Raw genomic sequence first — 12,295 nt, 5'->3', positions numbered from 1 at the left:
ACAAAGCATAAATAAAAGATTCACTAGATCAGAAGACGCAGGGAGAATTAATCCGTTATACCGTATGCTTTACGGATATCCAGTTGGAGGGTGTTGGCAGCAGGAAGTGCATGTATGCCGGCCTTATTCATCGTTAATCCAGCGTAAGACAGGTATTGCTGATAGTTAACAGGAGCGGGCGTTTCCACATATATGAAGAAGTCGGCCAGGGATTGGCCGGCAATGGTTTCACATGTCTCCCGGAACTCTTCCGGTGTAAATCCACGTTGCAGTTGCAGGTAATATTGCCGGTATAAAGCCCGCATCACATCATCCAGCGATTGCTGATTGTGCGTAGTGTGACGGATCCGCAGATCCAGCAGGAAGGCAAGCACCGGTCCTTTTTCATAGCAGGAAATAGTTTTGGCCGGATCACCGCCAAAAGGACCATCATCCCAGGTTTCATAGCTGGCAGCGGTAACAGATTGTACCCTGTTGCCCGGACGTTGCTCACACGACTGTATATGCCCGTGCAACGCCTGCAGCAGGTTGGCGCCTGACATTAATCCAGCCCTTTGCAGCACCAGGTACTCATAGTAGACAGTGAACCCTTCCGACACCCACAACAGTTTTGTACGATTAGCGGCATCATAATTAAAAGGTCCCAGTTCCACCGGGCGGATCCGCTTTACATTATAGTGATGAAAATATTCATGTGCCAGGAAACTATAGGTCCGCTGACGCGCTGCCTGATCATTTAATTCGTCGCCGGTAAAAGATACTGCCGTTGAATTCAAATGCTCTATCCCACCCTGGCCTGGCCCGATTCCCAGGAATGTGTAGTGGTTGTAGGGAATATCCCCGATGATTCCGGCTGCTGTGCTGACTATCTTTTCCAGGTCGTCCATGAACTGGGCGCGGTTGAAGTTACCTGGCTGAAAGGCCGTAAAATAATGAGGGATCCCTTTTACTTTAAAAGCGGGAAAAGATTCCAGCTCCCCTATCAGCAAAGGACTATCGTACAGCACATCATAGCTGGCAGCTGTATAAGTATGCTTACTAAGTGTATCCATTCCCGTTGCCACCTGCCAGTTGCCATATGGCTGTACGGTGAGCACAATGGGGCTCCCTGTTTTCCCCTCCGGATGCATAAAAACACCCGCCGGTGTAATATAGCCGTGATCTTTATCCAGGTAGCTGGTCGCTACAAAATTGCGGTGGGCGCCTATCTTATAAGTGATCTTTATTTCAGCGCCGGGTGTATGAACGATCTCCCAGCTGTTGGCGTTTGTTTTGTGCCACCGCAATGTATCATTAGCAGTGTTATATACATGAAAATCTTTTACCTGCCCGGCATAGTCCATCAGTTGATAGTAACCGGGTGTCCACACCGGGAGCTTCACCGTGGTGCGGGTGGTGCTGTCGGTTTTATAGTTCATTTCCACTTCGTATATACCGGCAGCCGGCTCGGGCATGCGCACATTGAACGCAATGCGCGGTGATTTCAGGCGGATAATATTCACCGACAATGCGGGTACGCTCCAGCTGAACTGTGCCGCCGCGTTTTGAATAGTAGAAGTATGCGGCGTATACGCTTCCGGCGATGCAAATGAATTCTCTGCATCCGGTTTATCTGCCGTCAATGTAATCACTTGTGCAACGGGACTCACAGAAGCTCCCTCCAGCCGGATATCTGCATCTACGACACTTTCACCGGCATTCACGATCTTGAGGATGATATCGCCGTTCTTTTCATCCCGGCCTGCAATGGAAAATAATTTTTGCGGCTCGCGGTAGGTCATGAGCAGTGAATTATCTACAAAACATTTCACTTCATCATTGCTTACCTCGAGGCGGATATCATACCAGCGGCCGGATTCTAACGGGGCTTTCAGGCGCACCGGATTACTGATACCGGCCACGTCGTATCCGTTGGTAAGACTTTCGAACATGGCATTGGAATTCAGCCAGGAGCCTATATGTGCGCGTAAGCAGGTATTGGTATCCTTTACTGCGAAAGGAATAATAAAGGCATTGACCCCGCCGGTTTTACGGGCTTTGAGCGACAACGTATAGGCGTTAAAGTGGCGACCTTTCAAGATAGCCAGTTGTTGTGCACCGGCAGCTGTTTGCGCCAGCAGGCCGGATTGTTTTTCCCACTTGCCCCTTACCGGGAGCCAGCCGGTTAGCTGCGGATCAAGGCGACTGTTATACACCGTATCTCCCTGTTGTACGACGGTGATATCTTTATATTCTGCTTCTGTATCCCAGGTAGCGAGACCAATACTTCCTGAAAATTTCGGTGTTACATTCTTTTCCGGCAGCAGGGTGGTTGTTACCGGGTAGTTGAAAGTGGCTTTATGATCATTGAGCATGTTGAGCGTGTAATAGGAGATCCTTGCGAAGCTGGCGCCTGCGTTGAAGTGAATGAGGTTCACCGGCCAGTCCACATCATGTTCATTGACCAGTAAAGGTGCATAGCTACTCATCTTTACCAGGTCGGCATTTTTCTCCATGCTCATTACATACACGGCATCGCTGAGGGCCGCCTGCATGTTACCGTTGCCCACACCGGCGTTGGTGGCATACTCCCCTACATACATCTGCCAGCTGCCACGTTTGTATTTATCGAAGTGATCAAAGTTGCGCAGGCTCCAGCCGGTATCTTTATAGGCATGTTCGTCCACGATATCTGTATGCTGCATACTATCGAGGGTATGGCGGTTTACATCACCGATGCCCATGCTGGCAATAATTTCTATTTGCGGGTATTTCTTGTGGATGGCGTCATAAAAAAGGTTATACCGCTTTGCATAATCAGGGCCATGTTGCTCATTCCCCACCTCTACGTACCTGAGCGGAAACGGCGCCGGGCGGCCATTGGCGGCACGTTGTTTTCCCCAGCGGGAAGTAACCGGACCAACCGCATATTCAATTGCATCCAATGCACTTTGAATATAGGGCGCTACGCTATCATCTGGCACAAAGGTGCCGCTGCGGTATTCACAGGAAATGCCCACATTAAAAACATACAATGCGGCGGCGTTGATATCTTCACAGAATTGCAGGTATTCATGATATCCGAAGCCATTACTGCTCCAATAACCCCATGGGCTATACGAAGCCGTGCGCTGCTCCACCGGGCCAATCGTAGTTTTCCAATTGGGGGCACTTTCCACGGTGATACCTTCCACGTAACAACCGCCCGGCCACCGTACAAAGGCAGGCTTCATTTTTTGGATGAGCGTGGCGATATCCGCCCGCATGCCGTTGGGGCGGTCACGGAAGGTATGCACCGGGAACAGGGATACCATATCCAGCAGCAGGGTGCCGTTTTGATGAAAAGTGAGTACCAGCCGGCAGGCAGGATCACTTCCCTTCGCCGTAAAAGTAGCGTTATATTTTTTCCAGGAAGAGGAACTGCTGATCTGCAACACGGTATCTGCCAGGACTTGTCCTGATGCGGATTGCAGCGAAGCAGTTACTTTTCCCGTATAGCCTTTAACGGTATTTGCGAAGAAGGACAACCGGTAGGCGGCTCCCTTTTCCACGTTCATGCCCCAGAAGCCTTCATTCACCAGGGCTGCACCTCTCCCGGTTATCTTCACCTGCATCGCATGCGGCGTTGCGGCATTCAGCGGATGATCCGTTACCAGCGACAGCTGTGCATTGCTTTCCGCATGCCAGGCCGGCCACCGGCTTTGCAGCGGCCATTCCATTTTCCAGTCCGATACCTGGCCATGCAGCATAAAATGCGGCTTTTGCGGGAAAGGCACCAACCAGCCATTTTCCAGCTTTGTGCCGGCGGGAATGCGGTGATCTTCAAAGCCGCGGTTTTGCACCATTTCAGCATATAGTCCTCCTTCGCCGGCATGACTGATCTCTTCAAAGAAAACGCCGTGCAGGGTAGCCGGGATAGCGGCGCCCTTTTCCGTGGCATTTACAGTGATTGCAGCCCTGTTCTGGGCAATGGCGGGGCTACTTCCTGCAAGCAGGCAGATAACGGCCAGAAAGCCTTGTTTCATGCGATTCATATATTACTCAACGATCCATTCGTGTATTCCGGTGGCATTATCTGCCGGTAATTGTATTTCCAGTTTTAAGGCGGTAGTAGTTACCGGCTCAAAAGTGATCACATTATACTTATCCTTTTCCACCGTGTAGGGCGTTTTGGCATTTACCGGTTTCCATTCGGCTCCCTGCTTGTAATACAGCTTCCAGGCAGCAGGCACCCTGCATCCACCAAAAGGACCGTCGTCGTACCAATACACTTTGGAACTGCTTACGGTATGAGTGCTGTCGAACGTATACTGCACCCATTCTGTAGTGCCTTTGGCGGGCCACCAATGCAGGTAAAGAGCGCTGTTATCCTTGGAATCTTTTGGCTCGTACTGATCGTTCAGGGCCATATACATGCGCTGATTTTTTACAGACGCTGTTACCTTACTTTTGGAAGCAATGGTGGGTGCAGGTTTTGGACGGGCAGCCGAAGCTTCAAATGGAATCCATACGGTCATTTCAGCAGGACCGCGGTTAGCCCAGGAAAAATAGGGTATAGCCGTTACCGTTTGACTGCTGTTAATCAGCGAATCGGAATGCAGTTGCCGGCTGGCGGAATTGCCAGGCATTTGGAGGGTCATTACCCCACTGAGCAGATCCGGGCGATACACGGGAGAAACCAATGCCTGTTTATCCACTACAATATTCTGTACGGTAGCATCTTTATTATCCGGTCCTTCCAGGCAATACATAATAGGGCCGCGTTCCAGTGCAAAGCGGGAGTGGTCGTCCTTTACTGCATCGGCAGCCAGGATCTTTCTTACTTCCATCGGGAACTCTAGTGTCACCTTATCTCCTTTCTTCCAGGAGCGGCTGATCACCGCATAACCTTTTTCTGTCTTGTAGTCGATAGGGCTGCCATTGAGCAGGATGGGGATTTTTACGGCTGAACTGTCGTCTTCAAAATACAGGTTGCCTGGTACCGGCCTGTTTTCCGCCCAGCCCGGAATACGCACCCGGAGCGAGAATGTGGTAGGTTTGGCAGTATTGATAGTGATGTCATCTTTTCCATTCCAGGGATAATCCGTTTGCTGTACGATATTTACTTTACCGGCTTTCAATTGAATAGTAGCGGAGTCGCCCACAAAAAGATTTACGTACAGGTCATTGTCTTTCTGTGCATACACATACCCCGGCATAGAAGGCAGGAAGCGGGTCATATTGGAAATGCAGCAGGCGCATCCAAACCAGGCGCTTCGCTGATGCTGTCCCATAGAGGCCAGCGGGTTGGGATAAAAGAAACGGTCGCCGCTGATGGATACCCCGGAGAGCAAACCGTTGTACAGTGTACGTTCCAGCACATCAATATATTTCGAATCGCCGTGCAGGAGGAACATGCGGCTGTTCCAGTATACGTTGGCAATGGCGGCACAGGTTTCCGCGTAAGCCGACATGTTCGGCAATTCATATGCAGCACCAAAGGCCTCTCCTGCGCCGGTGGCGCCAATACCGCCGGTGATATACAGTTTCCGGTCCACCACATCATCCCAGATATCATCAATGGCTTCCAGGTATTTGCGATCACCTGTTAAGGCGGCTACATCGGCCATACCGGTGTACATATAGGTAGCACGTACGGCATGTCCTACTGCTTCGTGCTGATCTGTTACTTTCTTGTTCGATTGACTGTATTCCTGGCTGTATTTGCTACCTGGTCCGCGAACGTCCAGGAAAAATTTTGCCAGGTCGAGATACGACTTATTGCCGGTTACCCTGTACAGGCGGGTGAGCCCTGTTTCCACGATCTGGTGGCCTGGGAATTTTTCCTCCTTTCCCCAGCCGAAGTCACGTACCAGCAGGTCGGCATTGCGGATCGCAATATTAAGCAGCGTTTTTTTTACCGGTAGCCTGGTAATGTGCTACCGCCGCCTCAAACAGGTGACCTGAATTATATAATTCATGGCTCAGGTCCTCTTCCTTCTCCCATCTCTTGCTGCCAATCCATTCATGTGGTTTTGCCGCTTTCACCGTGCGGAAGGTATAGAGATATCCATCTTTCTCCTGGGCGGCGCCGATAATACTGATCAGTGTATCCAGGTACTTTTCCAGACCGGGATTAGGCTGCATCTGCAACCCGTAGGAAGCGCCTTCTATTACTTTATACAGATCGGTATCATCAAAGGTGTATTCGGTGAGCTTATCCCCAGGGATTTTACCTGCCGCGCGTAAAAAGTTATCGATGCGACCTGTCTTTTTACATTGCTCCAGCGTATACGGAATCGTTACACTGGCGTTGGTTCTTATTTTCGGCGCCCAGAAATTGTCATTCACCCTTACCTGCGTAAAGGCCACCGGTTTAATCGGATAATCTTTCTGCAACTGCGCCTGCACTATAGTGTTGGCCATCAGCATACCGGCGCCGGCCAGCGCCGCCTTTCCCCAAAATGATCTCATACCTTTTGTCTTTATAGTCTTCGAATATAATGTTTTATAACTGTCTAAATAACAATTATTTGTCATACCGCAGATGCTGATCCAGCACGGGATTTTACTGATTTTGCTCCTGACAATAGGAAAATAGATAGTTATTCATAACATGAATGGATTCACGGTCGGCAAAATATATCCATCAAATATAATTGTCACAATGACATTTAAAAGTATTGATAAAAAAAGAGGAATACTGCGTAGATATTAACGAGTATTCCCAACATTTTGTCAATCCCTGAAATCCTGTCTGTCACGAAGTTTCCTGCAATCGATTACTACCTCCGCCAGGATAACTATGCTATCAATTTACCGATTATTAGTCGCTGCAGCGAAGCAGCACTACCCCATGCGGGGGGATATCTGCGGTGTAGGCAACGGGAATAGCTCCCAGGTTCCGCTGGGTCCATACATTCCTTGCCTGTGGCCGTGCAGGCATACCGATATCTTTCCACGGCACGGTGACGCGGCGGTATTGCCGGTCTTTATTAAAAATACCTATCGCCTTACTCCCATCAGCCAGCGGTTTCACCCATACTTCATAGTGCGCAGTGGCTATACGTCGCCCCGCAGCCATACCCAGCGTGTCCTGGTCGATAGCCAGCACTTCATCATTGGTAAGCAGGTTAAGCGTAAAAGTATCTATCCTGCTGATATCACACCCGATAAGCAACGGTGCGGCCAGCAAGCTCCATAAACTAACATGCGTATATTGCTCGTCCGGTGTAAGCCGGGAGGGATGCAGGTTTTCACCCCAGCCCACCTGCCCTACGATCATCATGTCCGGATCGTTCCAGTTACCGGGGCGGGCATACTTTTCAAGTGGATATTGTCCGAAGCCGATGCCAGCCATGCTTTCCCAGGTATCATCAATATCTTCTGTCGTGCGCCAGGTTTGTGCATCCACCTGGGAACCCCATTTCCACACTTCCCTCAGTCCGTACTGGCACAGGTTATACACAATATCACGCGGATACTTCCGGATGGCCCGCTGCATCACACGGAACGGATGAATGAACGTTTCCCGGCTGGTATCGGCGGGCATCACCTGGTCGTAACTGCACCAGTCGTATTTAAGGTAGTCAATTCCCCAGCCGGCATAGGTGGCGGCGTCCTTCTCCTCATTCCGGTAAGAGCCCAGGAATCCGCCACAGGTAAGCGGGCCAGGAGAAGAATACATTCCAAATTTCAATCCTCTGTTATGCAGCCAATCGCCCAGCCCTTTCATATCGGGAAACTTTCCGTTAGGAAGGATGCTGCTGTCGGCAGCACGCCGGGATTGCTGCCAGCCGTCATCAACATTGATATAATTCCAGCCGTGATCGGCCAGGCCCTTGTCCAGCAGCGCCTGGGCAGAGCTTTTTACTTTTTCCTCACTCACGCTGAGTCCCCAGCAATTCCAGCTGTTCCATCCCATTGGCGGCGTTAATGCAATAACAGCGCCTGCCTTGAGCAGCAGCGATTGTGTAGCAACTCCCAATGCATTACTCACAGTAACAACTATACGATAATTGCCAGCCTCTTTTACCACGCCGGTAATCACGCCATGGACGCTGTCGATCGTTAACCCTTCCGGCAGCCCCGATACACTGAAATGAAGCGGTGTTGTTCCGGTGGCCGCCACTTTGAAAATGACGGGCGCACCCGGACTAACACCGTACACCGGGGCACTGTTAATCCGCGGTTCAGGCGCAGGCGCCGGGGTCTGGAGGTAAGGCACGTCCAGTTCTCCTTTTAGCTGATGCCCGGTAGCCGTTTCTGTGAAGCAATAACGTAAACGGATACCCGCTCTGTGAGGCGCCTCCATGATAAACGCGCTTTTTGAGCCGGGTGTAAGTGTCATGGCCTCCACATGGCTCGCAATCTTTTTTCCGGCCGCTATATCAAATATATCGCTGCGGAGTGTACCCTTTACCGTAGTATTGAACACATTCGTCAATTTCACTGGCAGCGATGTTTTCTTATCACGGAACACAATCTGGTCTTCCGGCAGCGTTAGCCGGATACCATCAATTTTCCGGAGCAGATCCACGTAAGGTATGCCCATAAAGATCCCTCCTGTACCACCGCCATCAAACACTCTTACAGCTATCACGTTTTCCGCGTCCCAGCGGATAGCGCTGTCTGAAGCCGGAATATGATACTCCCGGATGTATGGCCACTTGCTGACATAACCACCCACGTCGTGCGGGAAGCTACCGGTTTGCCCTACCCGCACGCCATTCAGCCAGGTTTCATCTACATCATTTACATGCGCAAGATAAATCCTCAATGAATCTTTCCAGGCAGCCTGCTGCTTCAGGCTGCGGGAAATCATCACCTTCATACGGTACCAGCCATATCCGTGATAGTCCGGGAATCCCTGCGACTGCCACACTTCACCGGTTTTTATCCGCTTCCAGTGACGGTCGTTGTAGCCTGGTGCAGCCCACTGCAGGGAGTCGCCTGTTGCAAACGCCGCTCCTTTCAACATCAGGGCATCAGGATGCTGGGCTATGGCAGGCAAAGCAAAACAGATCATTAATACTATAAACCATCCATGTTTCTTACACCCGGTCATTGTGTCTTTCTTTAGTTACTTATAACTTCGTCACGTTAGGCATTCTTATCGTCACTTCATAGCTGCCTTCAAATAGTATCTGGAAACCAAACCGTGGATTGGCTGCCCAGGCTTTGGCAGCGGCGCCATCCATCTTAATAAACCACGCCGGGATGCGGTAATAGATCAGGTAATTTACATAACCCGGGATCAGCTTGGACGGATAAGGAGCGATGGCATAGTCTGTGATCAGTGCAGTATCTGTTACAATCACCGGGTTAAACCTCGCATAGGAAGCAAAAGAGGGACGATCACCACGGGTAATCACTTCTCCGTTCTTCGGATTAAACAGTTTGCCGTTCTTATCCATGATCTTCAACATCACTTTGGTACCGGTAGCGGATACACGTTTTAATTCCATCGTTCCTTTCATCTCACCCGGGAAAGTATTGGTAACAGAGTCGAAACCGGGGATCACCGGTACTTCCGTCATACGGATATACTCCGGATCTTCAATGTGCAGCCGGGCCAGATTCTGGTATACCCTGCTCCCGTTTACATTCGTTGCCTTCACATCAAACTCATACACCCCATTGGGAATAAAGGCGGAAGGCGATTTAAACAGGAATCCGCCGTTTACCGGGTTAAACTCAAAAGGCAACTCCTGCAAACTGTCCTGTTTTGCGCGTAAAAGAGCAATGGTAGTATCGGTATCCGGGTCAAAAGACATTTTATCTTTAAATACCCATACCGGGTACCTGGTGTTAAATGCCGCCGGCAATTTGCCACCGCCCACCGGCCGTATATCCAGCATTTCAAATTTTACCGGTGGTGTGGATCCATCAAATAAAATACCGGGATAGCGGGCGGTAATCCCCTTCGGAATGAATATCTCCGGGCTTTTGTAACGGATACCATCGCTCAGAAAACCTTCTTCCACTTTGCTACATGCCGTATTCATCAATACAAATGCGATGATGGCGAATAAGATATATTTCATAGTCATCTTATTTTAGTTTTCCCTGTAAATGTAAAATCCCATGTTGGCGTTGGCCTCTAATACATGCACCATACCCGTAGCAGTACGCACTTCAGAAGTTTGCACATACGCGTAAAAATCAGGTTCTGTGTTCTCGGTACCATCCGGTACGTCTTCATCTGCCAGTCCGAATACCCGCCGTATCTGTATCCTGTTAGTAGTTGAACGGATACCGCTTACATCGATATAATACTTCTCCAGCAGCAGGAAATAATTACCCTCACTGTTGATGTTGGTGAAGCTCTTCTTCGTATAGCTCATAGCTTTTTTATCAAGTACGCCTTTGAATATATGCCGTCGCAGGAAGAACTTAATACTGTCTGTCGTCAAACTATCCAATGTGAATTTGATGTTCTCATTATTATACTTCCTTTGGATAGCGCGTGTTTGCTGCGCCAGGAAACTGGTCACCCCCAAATTAGTGGGCGAAAAGAAGGTGATGTCGCCGTTGATCTCGTCTTTCATACCGGCGCGGTCAATCAGCATTACCACGGTATCCAGCACTTTACTTTCCTTCAGGAAATCGTAGGTCGACATCTTCCTGATCCTCTCCACGTCAGTATTACCTTCATTAACGAGGTAGTTATCTTTTTTACATGCTGCCAGGATCAGCAGTGATCCGAGTAACAGATGAATGATCTTCATGATGAATAATTTGGATAAAAATTAAATTTTACCTGCCCAGTATTTATTCTGTACCAGCAACCTGTTGTTATTGAACAACGCGGGATCCAGCGGCAGCAGGAAGCCTTCCTGGTTGTACCTGGAGGGCGTAAGCCAGGGAACCATCGACCGCTTCATTCTCACATCATCAAAATACAGCTGGCCTTCCATAAACAACTCGCGTGAGCGCTCCGTTATGATTTCATCCAGCAGGCTGTTGTAACTCAGCGGCGACTCGCTCACATACATTGCAGAGTCCATCTGTGGCAGGTTGCGCGAGCGGCGGAAACTCCGCAGCTGCGAATAGGCTTCTCCCAGTTGTCCTTTATACACGGCAATTTCCATGCGGTTCAGTAGCACATCTGCATAACGGATCAGGGAAACATTGTTATCCAGGTAAGGTTCCGCCTGTTGATTAGGATTGTTATAGATAATGTTACTGTATTTTGTAAAGATGGGTTGGGCGCCGTCTGCATCATATAGAAACAAGCTTCTGCGTATATCCGTATTAGGTAGTGTATCCTCCGGATTAGGTCCCGTTTGAATAATGCGGGGATACAGGTTACCAACGAAGCTGTTGCCCAGCAGCAGGTCGCTCCAGTCTGCTTTTGCCAGGACGGGAATCCTTAAAAACTTCATGGGCATCAGGTTGTTGGAACCTTCGTTATAAGCATACCGTGTATATAATTCAAAGATACTTTCGCGGGTGTTACCGGTAAATGCCTTTGCATACTGGATGCTGTCTATCTTCCCGTTGGGAGCCGGTAAGCCGTATAACCCACTGCCAATAATAGTTTCCACCAGTGCGGAAGCTTTGGCTACATCGGCCATATCGGGAGTGGCCTCAAACACCGGCTTTTTGATCACGCAGGCGCGCCACAGGTATACCTGGGATTGCAGCGCCATCACCGCAGCTTTATTAGGCACTGTGCCCCTGTTGGACTCCACTTCATATGCCATATCCAGGCAGTTGGCGGCCGAATCCAGGTCATTCAGGATTTGCTGCACCACCAGGTTCTTGTCTGTACGTGCCAGTGGTTTGTTGGCAATAGGATCAGGATCCGGTGTTAACACCAGTGGTACATCGCCAAAGGTGCGGAGCAGTTGGAAATAAACATAGGAGCGGATAAAAAGAGTTTGTCCGGCGATGTTTTTCCGGCCTTTTTCCGGATCATCGAGGAAGGTATCGTCCGGTACCAGTGGCAGTTTTTCCAGTATCAGGTTTGTTTGAAGAATAGTGCTGTAAAACCTCGACCAGTTCCGGAAAACATCCAGGTAGTTCATTTCAAATTTACCCACCTGTATGTTCCAGTCGGAGTTGGAAAAATAGGGTCCGCTCCTGATGATGATAAACTGATCACCCAGCGTCATGTCGCCCAGGTTATGAAAGTAATCCTGCTCAAGCATATTGGCGCGCAGCGAAGCGTATGCGCCTGCCAATGCCTTCTTCATATCATTTTCCGACTTCCAGAATTTCTCCTCGTAAGTAGTATCCTTTGGCTCCTGGTTCAGCATTTTCTTACACCCCGATAAAAATGCTGCCACTATAATGATGATAATAAAAGTCCGTTTCATAAAAAGTGTTTAGC

Annotated in this window: 7 protein-coding genes; all 7 read right to left on the bottom strand. The window is 49.5% G+C overall.

What is annotated here, in order from left to right:
- Positions 1–47: 47 nt before the first annotated feature.
- The 7 genes from QFZ51_RS13875 to QFZ51_RS13845 all read right to left on the bottom strand — a co-directional run bounded on the left by QFZ51_RS13875 (position 48) and on the right by QFZ51_RS13845 (position 12,281).
- Positions 48–4,004, bottom strand: coding sequence for an alpha-L-arabinofuranosidase C-terminal domain-containing protein (locus QFZ51_RS13875; RefSeq protein ID WP_429046577.1), 3,957 nt, complete (start codon positions 4,002–4,004; stop codon positions 48–50).
- 12 nt (positions 4,005–4,016) lie between these two features.
- The gene (locus QFZ51_RS13870) at positions 4,017–5,834 is read right to left on the bottom strand and encodes a glycoside hydrolase family 127 protein (RefSeq protein ID WP_429051587.1); all 1,818 of its coding nucleotides are present in this window, start codon (positions 5,832–5,834) and stop codon (positions 4,017–4,019) included.
- A gap of 25 nt (positions 5,835–5,859) precedes the next feature.
- Positions 5,860–6,432 carry a beta-L-arabinofuranosidase domain-containing protein gene (locus QFZ51_RS13865; RefSeq protein ID WP_429046576.1) on the bottom strand — a complete coding sequence of 191 codons (573 nt, stop codon included), beginning with the start codon at positions 6,430–6,432 and terminating at the stop codon, positions 5,860–5,862.
- A 352-nt stretch (positions 6,433–6,784) separates the two neighbouring features.
- Positions 6,785–9,025, bottom strand: a complete 2,241-nt coding sequence (locus tag QFZ51_RS13860) for a putative Ig domain-containing protein (RefSeq protein WP_429046575.1) — start codon at positions 9,023–9,025, stop codon at positions 6,785–6,787.
- A gap of 19 nt (positions 9,026–9,044) precedes the next feature.
- Positions 9,045–10,004, bottom strand: a complete 960-nt coding sequence (locus QFZ51_RS13855; RefSeq protein ID WP_429046574.1) for a hypothetical protein — start codon at positions 10,002–10,004, stop codon at positions 9,045–9,047.
- Positions 10,005–10,016: 12 nt separating this feature from the next.
- Positions 10,017–10,688: a fasciclin domain-containing protein gene (locus tag QFZ51_RS13850; RefSeq protein WP_370911265.1), complete on the bottom strand. Its 672-nt coding sequence runs from the start codon at positions 10,686–10,688 to the stop codon at positions 10,017–10,019.
- Positions 10,689–10,709: 21 nt separating this feature from the next.
- On the bottom strand, positions 10,710–12,281 hold the full coding sequence (locus tag QFZ51_RS13845) for a RagB/SusD family nutrient uptake outer membrane protein (RefSeq protein ID WP_429046573.1): 1,572 nt from the start codon (positions 12,279–12,281) through the stop codon (positions 10,710–10,712).
- Positions 12,282–12,295 lie beyond the last annotated feature (14 nt).

It is taken from the genome of Chitinophaga sp. W3I9, from assembly GCF_050434025.1.
GTDB lineage: Bacteria > Bacteroidota > Bacteroidia > Chitinophagales > Chitinophagaceae > Chitinophaga.
The sequence above is the reverse complement of the archived record's forward strand: the minus strand, read 5'-3'. Positions and strand labels throughout refer to the sequence as shown.